This is a genomic window from Segatella paludivivens DSM 17968 = JCM 13650 (genome assembly GCF_000373185.1).
GTDB classification, from domain to species: Bacteria; Bacteroidota; Bacteroidia; order Bacteroidales; family Bacteroidaceae; genus Prevotella; species Prevotella paludivivens.
Genome location: NZ_KB890638.1, coordinates 41226 through 63957, shown reverse-complemented (window position 1 = coordinate 63957; position 22732 = coordinate 41226). Strand labels below are relative to the sequence as shown.

At 38.0% G+C, this 22732-nt stretch carries 16 protein-coding genes; 7 read left to right on the top strand and 9 right to left on the bottom strand.

The window, feature by feature from the left end:
• Positions 1–9: 9 nt before the first annotated feature.
• The 5 genes from B045_RS0105595 to B045_RS0105575 all read right to left on the bottom strand — a co-directional run bounded on the left by B045_RS0105595 (position 10) and on the right by B045_RS0105575 (position 8606).
• On the bottom strand, positions 10–1395 hold the full coding sequence (locus tag B045_RS0105595) for an MFS transporter (RefSeq protein ID WP_018463295.1): 1386 nt from the start codon (positions 1393–1395) through the stop codon (positions 10–12).
• A gap of 15 nt (positions 1396–1410) precedes the next feature.
• Complete coding sequence (locus B045_RS0105590; RefSeq protein ID WP_018463294.1) at positions 1411–3567, bottom strand: S9 family peptidase; 2157 nt, start codon at positions 3565–3567, stop codon at positions 1411–1413.
• Between the two features lie 120 nt (positions 3568–3687).
• The gene (yidC, locus tag B045_RS0105585) at positions 3688–5625 is read right to left on the bottom strand and encodes a membrane protein insertase YidC (RefSeq protein ID WP_018463293.1); all 1938 of its coding nucleotides are present in this window, start codon (positions 5623–5625) and stop codon (positions 3688–3690) included.
• A gap of 3 nt (positions 5626–5628) precedes the next feature.
• On the bottom strand, positions 5629–7233 hold the full coding sequence (locus B045_RS0105580; RefSeq protein WP_018463292.1) for a CTP synthase: 1605 nt from the start codon (positions 7231–7233) through the stop codon (positions 5629–5631).
• A 68-nt stretch (positions 7234–7301) separates the two neighbouring features.
• Positions 7302–8606, bottom strand: a complete 1305-nt coding sequence (locus tag B045_RS0105575) for a DUF3078 domain-containing protein (protein WP_018463291.1) — start codon at positions 8604–8606, stop codon at positions 7302–7304.
• Between the two features lie 48 nt (positions 8607–8654).
• Here B045_RS0105575 and B045_RS0105570 point away from each other — a divergent pair, with 48 nt between their 5' ends.
• Complete coding sequence (locus B045_RS0105570) at positions 8655–10664, top strand: hypothetical protein (protein ID WP_018463290.1); 2010 nt, start codon at positions 8655–8657, stop codon at positions 10662–10664.
• A 541-nt stretch (positions 10665–11205) separates the two neighbouring features.
• Here B045_RS0105570 and B045_RS0105565 read toward each other — a convergent pair.
• Together B045_RS0105565 and B045_RS0105560 are read right to left on the bottom strand one after the other, a co-directional pair.
• Complete coding sequence (locus B045_RS0105565) at positions 11206–11391, bottom strand: PG1828 family lipoprotein (RefSeq protein ID WP_025883147.1); 186 nt, start codon at positions 11389–11391, stop codon at positions 11206–11208.
• 207 nt (positions 11392–11598) lie between these two features.
• On the bottom strand, positions 11599–12240 hold the full coding sequence (locus B045_RS0105560) for a DKNYY domain-containing protein (RefSeq protein ID WP_162163150.1): 642 nt from the start codon (positions 12238–12240) through the stop codon (positions 11599–11601).
• Between the two features lie 177 nt (positions 12241–12417).
• Here B045_RS0105560 and B045_RS0105555 point away from each other — a divergent pair, with 177 nt between their 5' ends.
• The 4 genes from B045_RS0105555 to B045_RS0105540 all read left to right on the top strand — a co-directional run bounded on the left by B045_RS0105555 (position 12418) and on the right by B045_RS0105540 (position 17329).
• Complete coding sequence (locus B045_RS0105555; RefSeq protein WP_018463287.1) at positions 12418–13644, top strand: BaiN/RdsA family NAD(P)/FAD-dependent oxidoreductase; 1227 nt, start codon at positions 12418–12420, stop codon at positions 13642–13644.
• 161 nt (positions 13645–13805) lie between these two features.
• Positions 13806–16274, top strand: a complete 2469-nt coding sequence (gene pheT / locus B045_RS0105550) for a phenylalanine--tRNA ligase subunit beta (RefSeq protein WP_018463286.1) — start codon at positions 13806–13808, stop codon at positions 16272–16274.
• A gap of 48 nt (positions 16275–16322) precedes the next feature.
• Positions 16323–17063 carry a YebC/PmpR family DNA-binding transcriptional regulator gene (locus tag B045_RS0105545; protein ID WP_018463285.1) on the top strand — a complete coding sequence of 247 codons (741 nt, stop codon included), beginning with the start codon at positions 16323–16325 and terminating at the stop codon, positions 17061–17063.
• Between the two features lie 5 nt (positions 17064–17068).
• Positions 17069–17329 (top strand): TIGR03905 family TSCPD domain-containing protein, encoded by a 261-nt coding sequence (locus B045_RS0105540; protein ID WP_202900287.1) that lies wholly within the window; start codon positions 17069–17071, stop codon positions 17327–17329.
• Positions 17330–17391: 62 nt separating this feature from the next.
• Here the strand turns inward: B045_RS0105540 and B045_RS0105535 are convergent, their stop codons facing one another.
• The gene (locus tag B045_RS0105535; RefSeq protein ID WP_018463283.1) at positions 17392–17790 is read right to left on the bottom strand and encodes a hypothetical protein; all 399 of its coding nucleotides are present in this window, start codon (positions 17788–17790) and stop codon (positions 17392–17394) included.
• Positions 17791–17876: 86 nt separating this feature from the next.
• Between B045_RS0105535 and lepA the strand changes: the two genes are divergently transcribed.
• Together lepA and B045_RS0105525 are read left to right on the top strand one after the other, a co-directional pair.
• Positions 17877–19670 (top strand): translation elongation factor 4, encoded by a 1794-nt coding sequence (lepA, locus tag B045_RS0105530; RefSeq protein ID WP_018463282.1) that lies wholly within the window; start codon positions 17877–17879, stop codon positions 19668–19670.
• A gap of 47 nt (positions 19671–19717) precedes the next feature.
• Positions 19718–20314 carry a Crp/Fnr family transcriptional regulator gene (locus tag B045_RS0105525; RefSeq protein WP_018463281.1) on the top strand — a complete coding sequence of 199 codons (597 nt, stop codon included), beginning with the start codon at positions 19718–19720 and terminating at the stop codon, positions 20312–20314.
• Positions 20315–20408: 94 nt separating this feature from the next.
• Here the strand turns inward: B045_RS0105525 and B045_RS0105520 are convergent, their stop codons facing one another.
• On the bottom strand, positions 20409–22697 hold the full coding sequence (locus B045_RS0105520; protein WP_018463280.1) for an NADP-dependent malic enzyme: 2289 nt from the start codon (positions 22695–22697) through the stop codon (positions 20409–20411).
• Positions 22698–22732: the final 35 nt, after the last annotated feature.

Sequence of the window (22732 nt, the reverse complement as noted above, 5' to 3'; positions counted from 1 at the left end):
ATGTCTAATTTATTTTTTTATATTGGCTTTTTGCAATCCGTAGTTTTTCTTCTTGTCGATTATCAAGAGAATGGTAGCTACTACAACTGCCGCTGCACCAAATCCTGCAAATATACTCATTGAAGTTGTATATGTCGGATCGTAGTCGTTTACTTTTCCTATCAATACAGGTACCAAGGCTAGTCCGATATTCTGTATATAAAATATTATAGCATAAGCGCTTCCTAATAGTTTCATTGGAATAATCTTTGGTACACTTGGCCACATTGCTGAAGGTACAAGTGAAAAAGCAACACCTAAGGTAATCATTATAATAACAGCAAACCATCCGTAAGGAAGAATGTGTAGAGCGAAGATTATATGAATGATGGTAAGCATTATACTTCCAATAAGCATAAGTGTTGCACCTTTACCAACCTTGTCATAAATTGTTCCGAACAGTGGTGTCAGGAATATGGTTCCGAATGGGATAAGTCCTGGTAGGATACCTGCAAAACGTTCGCTGACACCATAATTAGCAACCATTAGTTTTGTTGCAAATTTCAGGAATGGGAACACTCCACTGTAGAATAACATACAAAGCAATGTTATGCACCAGAAACCTGGGTTTGAGAATATCAATTTTAAATCCTTAAAACGGAATTGTTCGCTGTCATCAGGTTCATCAGAAGAGTTTCTTTCTTCGCGTCCAGCTTCTTCAACTGATTTACTGAGTTTCTTATCCATTACATTGTATACGAGAAAAGATAGTGCACCAATAATTAGTAGTACGGCACCAAGAAGTACAGGTGCACTTACCTTATTATGAAATGCATTAGCAACAGGCAATGATATCATCATGGCACCAGCTGTGCCTAAACGTGACAGTGCAACCTGAATTCCCATTGCTAGGGCAAGCTCATGACCATTAAACCATTTAGTGATAATCTTTGATACCGTTATTCCACATATTTCACATCCCATTCCGAATATAGAGAATCCCAAAGAAGCTACTGCCACAGACATAGGGATGTCAAAGTTAATAGCGCTTATTGTGAAATGCTGATTACCGAAATCTGTTGATACACCAATATACTTGATGATAACACCAATTACCATAAAGCTGCATGACATCAAACCGGTAAAACGAATCCCCATTTTATCCAAAATGATACCTCCTAAGAAAAGCATCAATAGGAATACGTTAATATAACTGTATGAGCCTGCAAAGAAGCCATAATCAGAAGAAGACCATCCAAGTCCGCCTTCTGCTGTGGTCTTTGTGAGCAAAACTTCCAATGGTGACATCACATCTGTAATGAAATATCCCATCATCATTGTAAATGAAACTATCAGAAGCGCTGTCCATCTGGCACTTGAAGAATCACTGAGTATTTGTCTAATTTTCTCTCCCATAATATTATAATAATTTTATTTTTTCAACCATTTGTCTAACCAGTTGAAGAATGTTCTTTGCCACAGAATACCATTTTGTGGTTTCAATACCCAGTGATTTTCATCAGGGAATAAAAGTAACTCTGCTGGAATACCGCGCATTCTTGCAGCATTGAAAGCTCCCATACCTTGATTTGCATTGATACGATAGTCCTTTTCTCCATGAATGACAAGAATTGGGGTATCCCATTTATCAACAAATTTGTGTGGACTATTATTATATGTCTTTACTGCGTTAGCACTAGCATTCTTATTCCAGAACGCGTCTTCGTATTCCCAGTTGCTGAACCAAGCTTCTTCTGTATCTGTGTACATGCTTTCAAGATTAAATGCTCCGTCATGTGCAATGAAAGCTTTGAAACGCTTGTTGTGATGGCTTGCAAGATAATAAACAGAGAAGCCTCCGAAACTAGCTCCTACACATCCAAGACGATCTTTGTCTACAAAAGGTAATTCTGCTGCGTCATCAATAGCACTAAGATAATCATTCATGCATTGACCTGTCCAGTCTCCGCTTACTTCCTCATTCCATTCACTTCCGAATCCTGGTAATCCTCTGCGGTTTGGTGCAACGACTATATAACCGTTTGCAGCCATAATCTGAAGGTTCCAACGATAACTCCAGAACTGACTTACAGGACTTTGTGGTCCACCTTCGCAGAATAACAGAGTAGGGTATTTTTTGTTGATATCAAAATGTGGTGGTAATACCAGCCATACTAGCATCTCTTTACCATCAGTTGTCTTAACCCAACGCTGCTGAGTCTTACCCAATGCTAGTTGATCGTAGATGTGCTTATTTTCAAATGTTACTTGTTCTACTTTTGCTTTCTTTTCCTTACCAGGTTTCACTATATATAGTTCATCACCATATTGATGTGAATGACGGCTTGCTAGGAGATAATTGTTATTGTTGGCTAGCTGTACGCTTCCATAATCATACCAACCATCGGTTATTTGCATTATTTTCCCTTCAAGATTTGTCTGGTATAACATTTCAGTTGCATGCCAAACTCCCATGAAATAGATGCTCTTTGAATCTTTGCTCCAGCAGTAGTCGTCAACATTTGAATCGAAACTTTCTGTTACGTATTTCTTTTTGCCAGTTGCAATTTCCATAACGCAAAGTCTGTTGCGATCACTCTCATAACCGTTACGAGCCATACTTTGCCAAGCAATATATCTGCCGTCAGCCGAGAATTTAGGATTTACGTCATAGCCAACATGCATGTCGCCTTGCTGATGATTGACTTCTTGGTCTCTCATACTCTTAGTGGCATCAATTATAGGCTCTTTATAGCCTTCAGGCTTGCATATGTTTACAGTCTTTCCTGTAGCAAGGTTGTAAAGATATATGTCGGCGTCTGTTGAAATAGCATATTCAACACCTTCCTTTTTTCTGCTTGTGTATGCAATACTTTTGGAATCCATACTCCATGCAATCTGCTCTATACCACCAAATGGTGCTACTGGTGACTCGTATGGCTGACCTTCCATTATGTCTTTGGCATTACTGATACCATCATTTGTTACTTCTGCTACAAAAGGATGTGCAATAGTTTCTACATAATGATCCCAGTGGCGATAGTTCATGTCTGTGATAAGACGTCCACTTGCTTTAGGGAGGTCATCTGGATTCTTTTTAATAGATCCATAATATGGAATGCTCTTTATAAAGACAACTCTTTTTCCGTCAGGAGAGAACTTAAAGCCTTCTACACTTCCATCTGTATTTGAAAGCTGCTTACGTTCACTTCCGTCGGCATTCATACTCCATATTTCACCACTGCGAATAAATGCGATTTTCTTTCCGCTTTCAATCCATGTAGCGTCACTTTCGCTCTTTTCGTCTTTCGTTAGTTGGCGTTTGTTCTTACCGTCAGCATTCTGTACGAAAAGCATTGTGTGGCTTTTGTTTTCCTTCACACTGTAGTATGATACTTGATAAACAATTTGTTTACCGTCAGGTGATGCCTCTGAAGAGCCAATTCTTCCCATAGCCCAAAGTGCTTCGGGGGTCATTAGGTCTGATTCTAGTTTAATGTTGTTTGGTCCAATCATTGTTTGGGCATCAATTTTTGGCGATACAGCCAGCATCGTGGCTGTCATTGCTAAAGCAATAGTTTTATTCATTGATGTAATTAAAAGTAAAAAACCACAGATTTCAACATAAAGCACAGATTTTAATTTTTAAATAAATATATGTATATATTAAAATCTGTGCAGTCTTTTGAATCTGTGGTTATCTTTATATTAAAGTCCTTTTTTCTTTTTGTTCAAGTCGTCCTGCTTTTTATGCACTTCTTCTTGTTGTTTCTTCTGCATTTCCTGAATAGCTTGAAGACGAGCGGCAAGTCCACTTGTTTTCTTGCTTGGATTGTTTTGATTTTTATTATAACGCTTTTCCAGAATCCCCAGAAGTTTCTCGTCGTTTGTTGTCTTGCGCAAAGCCCACATAATGGTAGCACTGAAGAACAAACTAATGAAATAGTAGAAGTTAAGACCGGCACTGTAATCATTGAACATGAAGAAGAACATCAATGGCATAGCATACATCATCCATTGCATCATCTTCATTTGATCTGCTTGCTGACCTACCATCTGATCTTTTTGTTGACGCATTGTCATCAGTGTATATAATACATTGGCAATACAGAAGAGAATACAAGTTAAACTCAAGTGGTCACCGATTAGCCAAATGTTTTTGTTCCATTCTAATATTGGGTCAAATGTACTTAAATCCTTTATCCACAAGAAACTCTCTCCACGTAACTGTATAGCATTTGGCACAAAGTTGAACATTGCAATCCAAATAGGCATTTGTATCAGCATGGGTAAGCACCCCGATAATGGACTGACTCCGTATTTGGAATATTCAGCCATCATGGCCTGTTGCTTTTGCATTTGGTCTTCTGGCTTGCTGAATTGTGCCGTGGCAGCATCCAACTTAGGCTTCAATACCCTCATCTTTGCAGAACTCATGTAGCTCTTCTTTACCATAGGATAGGTTAAGAGTTTCAAAAGTAGTGTGATAAGAATCAAGATGATACCCATATTGATGTTCATACCAGTAAGGAAGTCGAATACATAAAGAGTAAACCATCTGTTGATTATTCTGAATAAAGGCCATCCTAGATAAACAAGTCTTTCCATCTGTAGGTCTTTGCCAAACTTGCTTTGACCTTGTACTTTTTGTAAAAGGCGGAAATCGTTAGGACCATAATAGAAGTCAAATTTAGAAGGAGTCTTACCGCTAGGGTCAAAGAATGTCTTCATCTTTGCCTCATACTGTTTAAGATATCCAGAACCTTTCTGTTGTGGAATAGATGTCATAAGGGCATTTTCTTGAAAATCGTTCTGAGCAATCATTACTGCACTGAAGAACTGATTTTTAAAAGCTACCCAGTCTATCTTTTCTTCTATACTTTTGTCTACATTCTCTTTACTTTCGTTCAGGTAGTCTGTTCCACCTTCTGTCTTGTGATATGTTAATGTAGCATATCTGTTTTCAAAAGAAAAGCCTCGCTCTTGCTGCCTAGCTTTGTCCTTCCAATTAACATCCATATTCTGGGTGTTAGGAGCGAAAAGACCAGCCATACCTTGTGCGCTCATTTGCATGTGCAGCATGTAGTCTTTTCCAAGTACATATTTAAAAGAAATAGCCTTTCCTGATCCAGCTTGAGCTGTAAATGTAACCGTAGAATCTGTAACGCCAGAAGTTTGAAAATACAAGTCACTTGTACTTATATTTGCCTCTTTAGCTGTCAGCGTGTAGTTTAAGCTCTGATCAGCGCCATCAAAAAGAGTTACATCCATTTTGTCATTAGAACCGTCTTTCTTTTTGATATCGTGACCTATATAATTCTTGATGACTGCTTTTTCTACAGTTGCACCTTTTGTATTAAGGGTAATCTCAATCTTGTTGTTTTTCAATACAACTTTTTGTGCATTACCTTGAAGGGCTTCGTGGAATAGGGCAGTTGTATCTTCTAATACATTTTTCTTTACCTCTTCTTGTTTTTGAGTCTGAGCCAGCTTAGCTGTCTTTTCTGACTCTAGCTTATGTGCTTGAGCGATGGAATCCTGTACGAAAGTTTTTCTTTGTTCTTCTTTGGAAGGTTGGTTGTACCAACTGAATCCTATTAGAACTGCTGCAATACACAGAAAACCGATAATGTTGTTTTTATCCATTTATTATTTCTTATTAGCAATTGCTGTTTTTACAAAATCAACAAAAAGTGGATGTGGTTTCAATACTGTTGATTGATATTCAGGATGATATTGTGTACCGATATACCATTTCAATCCAGGTATTTCAACTATTTCAACCAAGTCACTTTCTGGGTTTCGTCCAACACACATCATTCCATTCTTTTCGTATTCAGTTTGGTATTCGTTGTTGAACTCATAGCGATGGCGGTGACGTTCCTGAATGTTCTCCTTCTTGTAGATGTCAAATACTCTACTTCCTTGTTTGAGAATACATTCGTAGGCTCCAAGTCGCATTGTTCCACCCATATTTGATATATTCTTCTGCTCTTCCATAATGTCGATAACATTATGTGGAGTCTTTTCGTCCATCTCTCTACTATTTGCGTCTGCGTAACCAAGTACGTTGCGTGCAAACTCAATAACCATCATTTGCATACCTAGGCAAACTCCGAATGTAGGAATGTCGTTGCAACGTGTATAATGTGCTGCAATGATCTTGCCTTCAATACCGCGCTGTCCGAATCCTGGACAAATCATGATGCCGTCTTGACCTTTCAATGCTTCTGCAACATTCTCTTCAGTTATATTTTCTGAATTTATGAATGATATGTTTACTTTATAGTTATTGTATGTTCCTGCATGTGACAAACTTTCACGTATACTCTTATATGCGTCCTGAAGATCGTATTTACCAACTAGACCTATATTTACAGTTTCTTTGGCATTCTTGCGACGCTCAATGAATTCCTTCCAAGGTCCAAGTGATGGTGTTTCTCCAATAGGCTCTCCTGTCTTGCGAAGAATAGCGGTGTCAAGCCCTTGACTCTGCATGTTTACAGGAACTTCATATATTGAAGGGAGGTCTTCGCTTTGTACTACACAGTCAAAGTCTACATTACAAAATGCAGCAACCTTTTTGCGTATTCCTTCATCAAGATTCTTTTCCGTGCGCAGAACCAATATATCTGGCTGAATTCCTATACTTTGAAGCTCTTTTACACTGTGCTGTGTTGGCTTAGTCTTTAATTCACCTGCTGCTTTTAAATAAGGTACATATGTAAGATGTACGTTTATAGCTCGCTTACCAAGTTCCCATTTCATCTGTCGTATAGCCTCCATGAAAGGAGCACTTTCAATATCACCAATCGTTCCGCCAATTTCTGTAATAACGTAGTCATAGTGGTATTTCTGTCCAAGCAATTTAATGTTACGCTTGATTTCGTCAGTAATGTGAGGTACAACTTGGATGGTCTTTCCTAAATAATCTCCACGGCGCTCTTTATCAATAACAGCCTTGTAGATACGACCTGTTGTCATACTGTTTGCCTTAGTGGTGTGAATTCCAGTAAAGCGCTCGTAGTGTCCCAAGTCTAGGTCTGTTTCCATTCCGTCTACTGTGACGTAGCACTCTCCGTGCTCGTAAGGGTTTAGTGTTCCCGGGTCAATGTTAATGTAAGGATCAAATTTCTGAATTGTAATGTTGTAGCCTCTGGATTGCAGAAGCTTACCGATAGATGCACTTATGATTCCCTTTCCTAAAGAGGAAACCACACCACCGGTTACGAAGATATACTTTGTTTCAGCCACGATAATGTAATTTAATAAAATTCAAATTGCAAATTTACGATAAAATTCCGATATCAGCAAGCGTTTTCTCAGAAAGAATATGAAAATCCAATACTAGCATATTCCTTGTATTGCCAATACCCATACTTACCATCGCGTTGGGCACCATCATCAAAGCGTGGATATATGAATATGTTGCTGCTGATATATTTGTTGAACTGGAATGTTATGGTGTTTTCCCATTCTATTTCAGCACGTTTATATGTTGTGTATCCGTACAGGCGAGTCTTCCATTTCATCATGTCGCTGAATGTCCATGTTAAATCCAATGTACATTCAGAACCAATGTCATTCAACGTGTGATGGCCTTCTCTTAATCCATATCTGGTGCTCAATGCGAGTCGGCTTACATATTTGAAGTTATATGCGGCTGGCGCTAGATGAATAGTTCCGATAAGTTTTTTATCAAACCATTCTACATTGTAATCCATACCTAGAGATAGGTTGATATTCATTGGACTTGCAAAATCGCTATATGTAAATGTGTCGTTATTTTTGTAACCACGCATGAATTGTGTATTTGCAAGAAACTGAATAGTATAATACCATTTCTTAGTAGCTTGTAATCCAAATTTACCTGTATATCTCAGAAGGTCTTCTGTCGTTTTTAATGTGTGGAGGCTGTCGCTTTGAGAAGTCTGCAAACCTAATTTCATTTCAAGTTTGTTTTCCCATTTTATTTTCTGCTTATTGTTATAATTAGCTTGCAATGTAACTGCGCCAATTATACTATAATTACTTTCTCCACCTTTATACCAGTTGTCTGAAACATAATTTTGGAGGAATTGAAGATAGTAATCACCATTGTATGACCAGAAGTTTGGCTTGTATATACTGATACCGAAATCTTCTAATTCTGGTTCAACAGCCTTAGGAGCAACATGTTTTGTAAGTTGTTGTTCGTCAGGTGTTATTCTGTGGTTTACTTCAAGTGTTGGTCCAATAATGTCAAGATGACTTTCTGTGGTTCTTATCAAGTCTGGTCTTTTTAGGTATATAGACATCATAATATTGTCTATAGCCTCGTTTTGTTTATCATTCTCATTGCTTTCAATGGCCAATGTTCTATGTGATATACCTTTGTAAAAGGTTGGTGGCAAGAACAGTGGAGCATAATTTGCTTTAGGAAAGAATGATATATATAGAGAGTCGTTGCCATATTGTGATAATGAATAATCAAAATCACTCTTGGCTGCTTCCATACTATCAATGTACTTATCTGTGAAAGCTGAATATTTTGTGCTTGGGGTTATTGTCTTTATATTCTGTGCCACAATTGGAACTGTGATACAGAAAGGCAAAACCAATGTAAATATTTTCTTGTATATTTTCATATCGCTTGCAAAGGTAAAAATAAAATGTTACTTTTGCAATATAAATATATGAAAAGAAATTTAATTATAATACTGCTTTTTTTGCCACTTATATTGGGTGCAAAGAATAAATTTGTCGACGAAAATAGCCTGAAGTCTGACATTATGAATTCATTGTCTGATTTTAATAGATATTTACGTGCAGATTTTGATCAAGATAATGGTGTGTTTAAAGGTGAAAACACCATGGCTAGCGATGAAAAAGGTGTACGCACTAACGCTGACTTGTCTATGATTTCTGCTTTTTTGTGCAGATATGGTCATGTGAAATCCCCAGAATTGAACAATATGGCAAGACGATCTTTGAATTATGCCCTTTCTACCCACAAGGCGGTGAGATTGAAAGTTTGCCGTGATGGAAAGTATTGGGGATCGGTATCTAAAAATGATTACCAATGGGAGAGTTCTCTTTGGGCTATGTCGGTTGCTTATTCTGCATTTTTTCAGTGGGATGATCTTTCTAAATCAGAAAGAGATAATGTGTATAATCTGTTGAAAGCCGAATGTAATTACGAACTTGAACGCAATATTCCAACAGGATATATTGGTGATACGAAAGCAGAAGAAAATGGATGGGAGGTTGACGTGTTGGCTGCCACGTTAGGACTCTTTCCTAATGACGCACTTGCATCGAAATGGTTTGAACGTATGCGAGAATTCGCGATAAACAGTTATTCTCATTCTTCTGATTCGCTTGATAACACAGTTATTGATCCTAATTATAATCAAACTAGAGTAAAAGATTTGTATCGTGGGCAGAACCTGTATAATGATTATACACTGCAGAATCATGGTTTCTTTCACACCAGTTATCAAAATGTTGTAATTCAGGAATTGGGTGAGGCTGCTTTGGCATTGAGATTGTTTCAAGGTAAAGAACAGAAATGGCATAGTAATGCTTTGTTGCATAATTGCCAAAAAGTAAATGATGAAGTACTGAATTGGTTCAGTCTGCGTGATGGGGAGCAAGCAATGCCAAATGGCAATGACTGGAGTATGTTTCTTTATGATCAGATAACATCATATTCAACATTGGCTTGCATGTTGCCGCATAATAATACCAATGCTTTGGCTCTTGAAACTAAAGCGTTAAACCAAATATTACGCCGACAGCAGACTACAACTGATGGCTCGTATCTTCTTCGTGCTGATGTTGGAGCACGTCGTATGGGAGTAGAGGCGCATAGATTGATGATGACTTGGCTTATGCATCATTGTTTTCCTGTTGGTCATGTTGATTTGAATGAGAATCTTTGGTGGGCTGGCTTTGGAAAACCAAAGAGTAAGTTTTTCCCAAATCAAAATATCGTTTGCTCTTATGAAAATTCTTCTTTTTCATGTTTTAGTTGGAGTAATGGGAAACGTAGTTATACTGGATATTTTGCTCCTTTTGATAGTGCATATAATAATATTGTTGTTCCATTCACAGCACATAATACCGGTAATTTTATCGGTTGGTTAAATGTTGATAAACGCAAGACAAATGCTGTTCCTTTAAATGACGGAACAGTAAATATTCCTAATGACGGAAAAGGGTGGAATTATAGAGGTGAGTTGTTGACTAATGATAGTAGCTTACTTCATAAATTCAATATTATATCAACAAAGAATAATAAAATTGTCTTTTCTGATAGTATAACGGCATTAAGAGATGTTGAAATTACAGGAGAATTTTCTGGACTTTTGGCTATAAGTATGGATCCTTTTACCTCTACAGCACGTCATTTTGTTACTGAAAATGATAGCTTTACAACTAATGGCTCTGGATTGCGCATAATGAATACAGGATGGGTGAATATAGATAATTGCTTAAGTGTGATAACTCCCGACCATTCTACTATGGCTTTTGGAGATATTACCAATAATAATTCTATATTGACAGCAAAACTTTATCCGCTATATAATGATAAAAAGCGAAAGTTCAATAAAAGAGAGCTTGTCGCAAATAGTCGTGTAATATATATATGTAACATCACTGCTGAACAGACACGTATATTATATGGAAAGAGAATAAAGTAAATTTTGTGTTTTCACAATTCTTAATTATTATGATATTGTGTAAAGTTTCATTTATTTAGCTGAAAATAAAAAGGCTCCCGTGGAATGGTGTAGAGTCATGCAGCGAAAAACATTAGAGGTAATCAGTGGGAGAGCATATATATAAAGAATTTATAGTCTTATTTTGTTCTTTCATGAAACGAAGATGCTTACCGTGTTATTTCATTTGTCTCTGATGATCTAGTATGGTGATTAGTATGTAATAACACCCAGTTATGTATCAGGCACATGAACTAATATTTTATCTTTCAGTGGTATAAAGCTTAAAACCGTGATCAATAGTCACGGTTTTCTTTTTCTATAAGTCTTTTCAAATAGAGTGGTATATTCATTTGGTTATCAGACAGTACTCAATTTGAATACTTTATTATATGAAATGAGATAGTTACAACGATGATGCTCGCAAAAGAAGACCAGGGAGGTGGAGAGGTATAAACACAAAAAACCGCTAGACTCTTGGAGTCCAGCGGTTAATCTCTCATTTTTCAGTTCGAGCTTCTGTTTACTTAACAGTTGCAGCGGCAGCAGCAGTGTCAGTAGCAGCTGTATCAACAGCAGCTGAATCATTAGCTGAATCAACAACAGCTGTATCAGAATCAGCGTTTGCAGCAGGAGCTGCAGTTTTGTTACCACATGATGCGAAAGAGATAGCTGCGATAGCTACGAACATTAAAACTAATTTCTTCATTTTCTTTGCTTTTTTAAATCTGTAAAACAATCATTTGTTTATTAAAACGTTGCAAAGGTAAGTATTTTTTTAATACGTTGTTCACTTTTTAACGATTTTTTTTGTCTTCCTTTGTAACTTTTTTGTAATCTGTTGTAAATCAATACTTTATAAATGATAAATAAATGTTAATGATTTTGTGAACCCAAACAAAAGTGCATTTTAGCATTATTGATTATCTATCTTCTTACCATGATAATACATGCTGAAGCCGTCTGAAGCGTATCCATTGCCCTGATATTTGAAGTTGTTTGCACTAGAAACATCTGGTAATTTTTTTCCGTAATAGTATACATTGAATGCGTCTTTGGCATATCCACCCTCAATAATCTGGAATGAACTGGCAGTGGCATCTTCGACTTTGTTTCCACGATAATACACGTTGAACGCATCTTTGGCATATCCACGACCTATTTCTTTGAATGTGTTTGCGTTGGCATCATCAAGTTTCTTTCCGTTATAGAAGACATCAAAGTTTGTCTTATGGTATCTTGATGTTTCGTATCCGTTATTATCGTAGTCTTCGTTATCGTCTCTATTATATATAATGTCATCATTATTGCTTATTCTATAGCGGCTGTCTATCCTGAAACTGTTGGGATCTACATATTCCAGAATGTTACCGTTTTGGTAGACGTGTCGGGAATCCTTAGCGTAACCGTAGCCTAAGTCCTGGAATGTTTCGATGTTGGCATGCCTTAACATCATTCCATGGTAGTAAACATGATTATTGTCGTGTGTGTAATCATGTTGAGCGAATGCCGTGATAGACATTGCTAGAATAATTGCGGTTAAAATGGTTTTCTTCATATTCATTTATTCTTAATTTTGTTGTTGAATGATATTATTATTGCAAATTTACAATATATTTCATTAATATACAAATAGGTGTTTGCTTTTTACATTTACTTTTTACAGGAAAAGCATTGAAACTTGTGAAATTATTCATAACTTAGCGGAATAATTTAAAAAATACGGTATCCATATATGATAAAAATGAATGTCGCTATCGTCGGTGGTGGTGCTTCGGGATTCTTTGCAGCGATAAGAGCTAAGAGTAAAAATCCAAACGCCAATGTAACTATCTTTGAGAAAAATCAAAACGTTTTGGCTAAGGTGATGATTACTGGTGGGGGACGATGTAACCTGACTAATACCTTTGAAGAAATTTCTGATCTTAAACATGCATATCCAAGGGGACATAAGCTGATGAAACGCTTGTTTAAGCAATTTGACTATCATGAAGTTTATAAATGGTTTGAGGATAATGGCGTTCCATTGGTTACTCAAGAAGATTTGTGCGTGTTTCCTAAATCTCAGGAAGCGGCATCTATCGTGAATTGTCTTATCAATGAGGCAAAGCGTCTGGGGGTAAACATTATGACTGGATATAAAATGGAAAAGGCTGTACAGGCTGAGGACGGATTATTTATGTTGTATTTCAAAAACGGTAAGACGCAAGTCTTTGACAGAGTGGCAATTACGACAGGTGGATCGCCTAACATAAGCGACTTGCAGCATTTGCGCGAACTGGGTCATGGAATAGAAACACCGATACCTTCACTTTTTACCTTTAATATATCAGATAAAAAAATATTGGCATTGATGGGTACTGTGGTAAATCCTGTTATAACTTCAATTCCTTCAACCAAGTTTCGCTCACAAGGACCGCTACTTGTTACGCACTGGGGGTTCAGCGGACCTGCAATATTAAAACTATCATCACATGCTGCACGATATTTGCATGAAAACAATTATAATGTAGACATATCCGTGAATTGGGCGAATGTGGTAAATCGTGATGAAATAGAGGAATATATAAAGAATATTGTAAACGAAAATCCAAATAAGCAGCTTGCTTCGCTCAGACCTTATGACATGCCTTCACGACTCTGGACATATATTATAGATAAACTAAGTTTGCCAAAGGAAAAGAAATGGTCGGAATTAGGAAAGAGTAATATAAACAGAATGATAGAAGCTTTGACGAATGATATTTATCACGTAAAAGGGAAGGGCGCATATCGTGATGAATTTGTTACTTGTGGAGGAGTATCATTAAGCGATATAGACTATCATACTCTTGAGAGCAAGATATGCCCACATCTGTTTTTTGCAGGAGAAGTGCTTGATATAGATGCAATAACAGGTGGTTTCAACTTGCAGGCAGCCTGGACAACAGGATATATTGTGGGACTGAATATCGTGGAATAAACAGCGAATAATATGTGTAAAAGTACAGAAAAGAATAATTATGATGTGTAATATCTAGATATATGTATGTTGATGAACTAAAAATCAATGATTCTTTTTGTGCATGTGATGATTTTTTTGTATTTTTGCAGAGTTTTTGAGTAAATATAAAAATCATTATAATGAATATTTCTTATAAATGGCTTAAAGAATACGTCGATTTCGACCTTACACCGCAGGAAACTGCCGATGCATTGACATCTGTGGGACTTGAAGTAGACGCTCTTGAAGAAGTTCAGACTATAAAGGGTGGGCTTAAAGGTTTGTATGTCGGCAAAGTTCTGACATGCGAAAGTCACCCAAACAGTGATCATCTGCATATAACAACGGTAGACTTGGGTAAAGCTGAACCACAGCAGATTGTTTGTGGCGCTCCAAATGTGGCTGCTGGTCAGAAAGTAATCGTTGCCGACTTGGGCTGCGTTCTCTATGCTGGCGAGGAGTCATTTACCATTAAGAGGAGTAAACTCCGCGGTGTTGAGTCATTAGGTATGATTTGTGCCGAAGACGAGATTGGCGTAGGTACAGACCATGCAGGAATAATTGTTTTGCCAGAGGATGCTGTTGTAGGAACTCCTGCTGCTGATTACTATCACCTTGAAAGTGACTGGATAATAGAAATAGATATAACTGCGAACCATGGAGATGCTTTGTCTCACTATGGTGTAGCGCGCGATTTCTATGCTTGGTTAAAGCAAAACGGATATACAACAAGTTTGCATCGTCCTGATAGCTCTGCATTCTGCGTAGACAATGAAGATCTTAAAATAGATGTAGACTTGCAAAATACTGATGCTTGCAAGCGCTATTCATGTATAAGCATTTCTGGATGCGAAGTGAAAGAGAGTCCAGAATGGTTGCAGAATAAATTGCGTGTTATCGGTTTACGCCCTATTAATAATATTGTGGATATCACAAATTATATTATGATGGCTTATGGTCAGCCTATGCATTGCTTTGATGCAGACATGGTGAAAGGTCATAAGATCGTTGTGCGCACTCAACCAGAAGGAACTAAATTTGTTACTCTAGATGGTGAGGAGCATACACTTGGTGCTCGTGACCTGAGTATATGCAACGCAGAAGATCCGATGTGTATAGCTGGTATCTTCGGCGGAAAGGGTAGTGGAACTTATGATACTACAACGAACGTGGTATTAGAAAGTGCATACTTCCATCCAACATGGATTCGCAAGAGCACTCGTCGTCATGGACTAAGTACAGACGCAAGTTATCGTTTTGAGCGTGGTATTGATCCTAATGGCAATATCTATGCATTGAAGCAGGCTGCTATTTTGTGTAAAGAACTTGCTGGTGGTAAGATCTCTATGCAGATAAAGGATGTATATCCAGAACCTATTGAAGGCTTTAATGTAGAGTTGTCTTACGAATACGTACATAATTTGATAGGTAAGGAAATAGGTAAGGAAACCATCAAAGAAATCGTTACAAGCTTGGAAATGAAGATTGTATCTGAGACAAATGAAGGTATTTCAATTGTTGTTCCTCCTTATCGTTCTGATGTTCAGCGTCCATGTGATGTTGTTGAGGACATCCTGCGTATATACGGATATAATAATGTAGAAATTCCTACTCAGCTAAAGAGTTCTCTTACAATAGCTGGTGATGAAGATAAGAAGCATCGTCTTCAAAATCTTGTAAGTGAGCAACTTGTAGGTTGTGGATTCAATGAAATATTGAACAACTCGCTTTCAAAACTTTCTTATTACGCAGATAACGCTTATAACGCATATCCTCTTGATACAACCGTAAAGGTGATGAATCCGCTTAGTGCTGATTTGGGCGTTATGCGTCAGACAATGTTGTTTGGTGGCTTGGAGAGTATTTTGAGAAATGTGAACCGCAAAAGCAGTAATCTTCGTTTCTTTGAGGTTGGTAATACCTATAAGTATGATAAGTCTAAATGGACTGAAGAAGATCCTGCAAGAGCATACGGTCAGGAGCAGCACATGGCTCTCTGGGTTACAGGAAAGCGTGTAGAAGGTTCTTGGATTCATCCTGATGAAGACACTAGTTTCTATGAGCTAATGGCTTATGTAAAGAATATCTTTGCTCATGTAGGTCTTGGAATAAACAAACTTGTGCTTGAAAAGAGCGACAACAATATATTCTCTAAGGGCCTTGTTTACAAAAACCGCGGAGGTAAGGTGTTTGCTGAGCTTGGTATTCTGAACGGTAAGGTTCTTAAGAAGTTTGATATAGAACAGACAATCTTCTATGCTGATATCTATTGGGATAATGTTACGAAGGCTGTGAAGAAAGAAACTTTGGAATATCAGGAAATAAGCAAGTTCCCAGCTGTGAGCAGAGATTTGGCATTGCTGATAGACAAGAACGTAGAGTTTGAGCAGATTGAGCAGATTGCATTGCAGACTGAAAAGAAACTATTGAAGAGTGTAGACTTGTTTGATGTATATGAGGGCAAAAATCTGCCTGCTGGCAAGAAGAGCTACGCCATTAACTTTATCCTACAGGATGATACAAAAACCCTGAATGACAAGGCCATTGACGCGATCATGCAGAAGATGATTAAGCAGTTATGCGCTAAGCTAGGTGCTGAATTGCGATAAAAGATAAAGATAATTTAAGTAAAAAATAATCGATAAATTTAAAATTCAATGGGAAGAGCATTTGAATATCGTAAAGCTACGAAGATGAAAAGATGGGGTCACATGGCCCGTACATTCACAAAATTGGGTAAGCAGATTGCTATTGCAGTAAAAGCTGGTGGTCCTGAACCTGAGAACAATCCAACACTTCGTGCTCTCATTGCAAACTGCAAACGTGAGAACATGCCTAAGGACAACGTCGATCGCGCAATCAAGAATGCGATGGGCAAGGATCAAAGTGATTATAAGGATGTTACTTATGAGGGATATGGCCCTCACGGAATAGCGGTGTTTGTTGATACTCTTACAGACAATACTACACGCACTGTAGCCGATGTTCGTTCTATATTCAATAAGTTTAACGGAAACCTTGGTACACAAGGTAGTCTTTCTTTTCTTTTCGACCACAAATGTGTATTCACATTCAAGAAGAAGGATGGTATCGACATGGATGAACTTATCCTTGATCTTATTGATTATGGAGTAGAAGATGAATATGATGAAGACGAGGAAGCTGGTGAGGTAACTATCTATGGTTCTCCAACAAGTTTCAGCGACATTCAGAAGCATCTTGAGGCAGATGGTTTCGAGGTTACAGGTGCAGAATTTACTCGTATTCCTAACGATTTGAAGGCGGTAACTCCTGAAGAGCGTGCAACTATTGAAAAAATGGTTGATAAATTGGAAGAGTTTGAGGATGTACAGACTGTATACACCAACATGATACCAGAAGAAGATACTGAAGCGTAAAAAATATGTCTCGTCGTATTTCATATAAGCCAAAGGGTGTTTGCTCTCGCATGATCAATATTGATGTTGATGACAACAATATAATCACAAATCTAGAATTCGTGGGTGGTTGTGATGGTAATACGCACGGAATTATGGCTTTGGTTAAAGGTATGAAAGTTGATGATGTTAAATCAAAATTAAAGGGAATTGCTTGTGGAACAAAAGCCACAAGTTGCCCTGATCAACTTGCTATAGCTCTTGATGAACTAGAAAAGGGAGCATAATTTATACAGATAAAATAAAAAAAACAGAAATCTTTATTTGATAGAGATTTCTGTTTTTTATTTTATTTTATTTCTTTGTTGTTGAAGTCATGCTTGAAAAGAATTTGCTGAGGATTCTTCTTTGAATGAACAACATATCTGAAATTCAATCCTCCGTCAATATAACCTTTTATACCAGTGTTATCAGAAATGCCTTTCTTCAATCCGTCAATAATCTTCTTATTGTTTTTGTTGATTATATCAGCATTGTCCATCTTGTCAGAGAATGAACAGTAGTATATAATTGTTCTGGAAGAATTCTCGAAAGTCATACTGTCTGTACGGGTATAATTGATAAAAGGCGTAGGGCAGTACTTTTGGGTATATTCTGTAGTCTCTCTTTTAGCACGTTCATCAAGGGTCTCATGGTGGCAAGCCGTGAGAGCAAGTGCCGAAATAATCAAAATAAATGTTTTTTTCATAATGCAAATGCTTTATTTTCGTGCAAAGATAATAATAAATTGCGGAAAATTCGTTATCTTTGCGCTTTAAATGGACATTAATTAACATGGATAATATAAATAATATACGTAATTTCTGTATCATTGCTCATATTGATCATGGAAAATCAACATTGGCAGACAGACTTTTGGAACGAACAAAGACGATCCAAATTACTGAAGGTCAGATGCTAGATAACATGGATCTTGAGCGTGAGCGTGGAATTACAATTAAGAGTCATGCTATACAGATGGCATACAAGGCTAAGGATGAGCAGGCATACGTTCTCAATCTTATAGATACTCCGGGACACGTAGACTTCTCTTATGAGGTTTCGCGTTCTATTGCTGCGTGCGAGGGTGCCTTGCTTGTTGTTGATGCTACACAGGGCGTTCAGGCACAGACAATATCAAATCTGTATATGGCTATTGAACATGACTTGGAGATTATCCCTGTAATCAACAAGATTGATATGCCCAATGCCATGCCTGATGAGGTGGAGGATGAAATTGTAGATCTTATAGGTTGCGACCGAAGCGAGATATTAAGAGCATCTGGAAAAACCGGTGAGGGTGTGGAAGATATACTTGAAGCCGTTGTTGCTCGTGTTCCTCATCCTATTGGTGATGTGAATGCTCCAGCTCAGGCTTTGATTTTCGACTCAATATTTAATAGCTTCCGTGGAGTAATCGTACTTTGTAAGGTTATTAACGGTAGTATAAAGAAAGGCGAAAGGGTAAAGTTCTTCAATACAGATATGGAATATACTGCTGACGAGGTTGGCGTGTTGAAAATGGATATGGTTCCATGCAGCACGTTATCTAGCGGTGAAGTAGGATATATCATAAGCGGTATTAAGAATGCAACCGAGGTGAAGGTTGGTGATACAGTAACTTCTGTGGTAAACCCATGTAAAGAGGCTATTGCAGGATTCCAGGAAGTAAAGCCTATGGTGTTTGCCGGTTTATATCCTATAGATCCTAATGATTATGAAAATCTAAGGGCTTCTTTGGAGAAATTGCAGCTTAACGATGCATCACTTACATTCTCACCAGAGAGTTCTATCGCATTGGGATTTGGTTTTAGATGCGGATTCCTTGGACTTCTGCACATGGAGATTGTTCAGGAACGCTTGGAGCGTGAATTCAATATGGATGTGATAACGACTGTTCCTAACGTTTCATATATGGTTTATGATAAGCAGGGAAATGAGAATGAAGTTCATAATCCGTCAGGATTGCCTGATCAGACCATGATAGACCATATTGAGGAACCTTATATCAAAGCTAGTATCATTACTGGTGCGGAATATATAGGTCCGATAATGAAGTTGTGTCTTGACAAAAGAGGCGAACTTTTAAATCAGGAATATGTGACAGGAAATAGAGTAGAGTTGCACTTCATGATTCCGTTGGGAGAAATCGTGATAGACTTCTATGATAAACTGAAGAGTATTTCAAAAGGATATGCTTCTTTTGACTATCATGTAGATTCTTTCCGCCCATCTAAATTGGCTAAGTTGGATATATTGCTAAACGGCGAACCTGTTGATGCTCTTTCTACGTTGACACACGAGAGTAATGCTGTGAATTTTGGACGCAGAATGTGTGAGAAACTGAAAGAGTTGATTCCTCGTCAGCAATTTGATATAGCTATTCAGGCAGCCATAGGAGCTAAAATCGTAGCGCGAGAGACTGTGAAACAGGTGCGTAAGGATGTAACTGCCAAATGTTATGGTGGTGACGTTAGCCGAAAGCGTAAGCTCTTGGAAAAGCAAAAGCAAGGTAAAAAGCGCATGAAGCAGGTTGGAAATGTGCAAGTTCCGCAGAAGGCATTCTTAGCTGTCCTTAAACTTGATTAATTTATAATATGATACTTGGAAGATAACTAAAATTTGGAGGAAACTTTATGAAAGAACCTGTAAACACACCACGCGATATTGCACGTGAATTAGCACGAAAGTATAGTACGATGACTCATGAAGAACTTGATACTTTGGAAAGTGTTCTTGTTCCGATGAAATTCGCGAAGGGTGAAATGATTATCAAGGATGGTGAAATTTGTGAGAATCTATACTACATTGATAAAGGACTTGTGCGCCAGTTCTATTTTAAGAATGGTAAGGAGGTTACAGAACATCTAGGTGAAGATCGTACGATTTTTATGTGCATAGAAAGTCTTTTTAAAGAGACTCCATCGCATTTGCAAGTTGAAGCCTTGGAACCTTGTTTGATTTATGCACTTCCTAAGCATCATCTTGAAAGTGTAGCTCTTCATAATGTGAACATTCAGATTCTCTATAGAAAAATACTTGAAGAAAGTTTGATTCTTTCTCAGGTGCATGCAGACTTAGTTAGATTTGAAACAGCTGGTGACAGATATAAGAAAATGTGCAAGTTGATGCCTCAAGTTGTTTTGCGTGCTCCTTTAGTGTTTATAGCAAGTTATCTCCAAATGACTCCTGAAACTTTGAGTAGGGTAAGGGCTTCTACTCTATTAGATTAATAGTGACATAACAGTTTAATATCCGAAAGGATATATAAAAAAGAAGGATGAAGTATTTTTACTTCATCCTTCTTTCGTATTTAGTCTTATAGTCTTATTTGCCATTCTTAAGCTTTTCAACGTAGGCATCGATTACTGCAACAGCGGTAATATTTACGACATCGTTTACAGAGCTTTCAAAGTCGGTAAAATGTATAGCCTTGTTTAATCCCATTTGGATAGGGCCTATAATCTCGCAATCAGGGTCTAGAGCCTGAAGAAGCTTATAGCTACAGTTTGCACTGCTCATGTTAGGGAATACAAGTGTGTTTACATCCTTGCCTTTCAAACGGCTAAATGGATATTTGTCGTCACGCAATTCTTTGTTGAGAGCAAAGTTAACTTGCATCTCTCCGTCAATAGCAAGCTCAGGATACAAATCCTGCATGTGCTTTACAGCTGTATGTACTTTAACAGGGCTTCCCTTTTCGTCTGTGCCGAAGTTTGAATAACTAAGCATAGCGATAACAGGTTCCTCATTGAAGAACTTCACTGTGTGTGCGCTCAGTTTTGCGATGTCTGTAAGTACATTCTCATCAGGATGTCTGTTGATAAGTGTGTCTGCAATATAGTATGTGCCCTTCTGAGTGTTCAGAATATGCATAGTTCCAAAAGTGTTGAATTCTGGTCTTACACCGATAACTTCTTTTGCAACCTTGATAGTATTACTATATTTTGTGTACAAACCTGTGATGAATGCATCAGCATATCCGTTTTCAACCAAACTCATACCGAAGTAATTGCGCTCATACATCTTGTCGTAAGCTTCGTCGAAAGTATAACCTTGGCGAGAACGCTTTTCTGTAAGATGTTTAGCGAATGTAGCACGGCGACCTTGTTCCTGGTCTGCTCTCATGTCAATGATTTCTACACCGGTAAGATCTAGTTTCAAACGAGTAGCAAGACGAGTTAGGCGATCTGGATTACCAAGAAGAATAGGATTGCATATACCTTCTTGCTTAGCTTGAACAGCAGCCTTCATCATAGTAGGGTGTCCACCTTCGGCAAATACGACCTTCTGTGGATGTAGACGAGCTGTATCGTGAAGCTTGCGAGTAAGTACAGTCTCTTGACCAAGAAGCTGGCGCAAGTTCTTCTTATATGCTTCCCAATCAGTAATTGTCTTACGGGCTACACCACTTTCGATGGCTGCCTTTGCAACGGCTGCACTAACTTCAGTGATAAGGCGTGGGTCAACAGGTTTCGGAATGAAATATTTAGGACCGAATGTAAGGTCGCTTACATGATATACGTCATTGACAACGTCTGGAACAGGTTGCTTTGCCAAATCGGCAATAGCTTTTACTGCAGCAAGCTTCATCTCTTCGTTGATAGCTCTAGCATGAACATCAAGAGCTCCGCGGAAAATGTAAGGAAAGCCAATTACATTGTTTATCTGATTAGGATAGTCGCTACGTCCTGTACTCATTAAGACGTCAGGACGACTTTCCATAGCATTTTCGTAAGAGATCTCAGGAACAGGATTGGCAAGTGCGAATACGATAGGGTTGTTAGCCATAGAGCGAATCATATCCTGTGTAAGGATATTACCCTTGCTAAGTCCCAAGAATACATCAGCATTCTTCATTGCTTCTTCCAAAGTATGAACATCCTTGCGGCTTGTAGCGAACAATGCTTTCTGTGGACTAAGTCTTTCTCTATCTTTTGTTATGACTCCCTTAGAGTCAAGCATAACGATATTCTCAACTTTAGCTCCAAGTGAAACATATAGTTTTGTACAACTGATAGCTGCGGCTCCAGCACCATTTACAACAATCTTGACTTTAGTGATGTCTTTCCCGGTAACTTCAAGAGCGTTAAGAAGTCCCGCAGAAGAAATGATAGCAGTTCCATGCTGATCATCATGCATTACTGGTATGTCTAGAGTCTTCTTTAATCTTTCCTCAATATAGAAACATTCAGGAGCTTTAATATCCTCAAGATTTATACCACCGAAAGTAGGTGCAATCTTTTCTACAGCTTCGCAGAACTTTTCTGGATCTTTTTCTGCTACTTCGATGTCAAACACATCAATACCACCATAAATTTTGAATAGTAAACCCTTACCTTCCATTACTGGTTTACCACTCATAGCACCTATATCACCAAGGCCAAGAACGGCAGTTCCATTACTGATTACGGCAACAAGATTGCCCTTGTCAGTATATTTGTATACACTGTCCGGATCAGATTGAATCTCAAGACATGGGTATGCAACACCAGGTGAATAAGCTAAGCTCAAATCAGTTTGTGTGTGATAAGGCTTAGTTGGCTTTACTTCAATTTTGCCCGGACGTCCATTCTCGTGATACTCCAGAGCAGCTTCCTTAGTAATCTTTACCATTTTCTAGTAATTAAAGTTCAATTCTCTACTTTTAA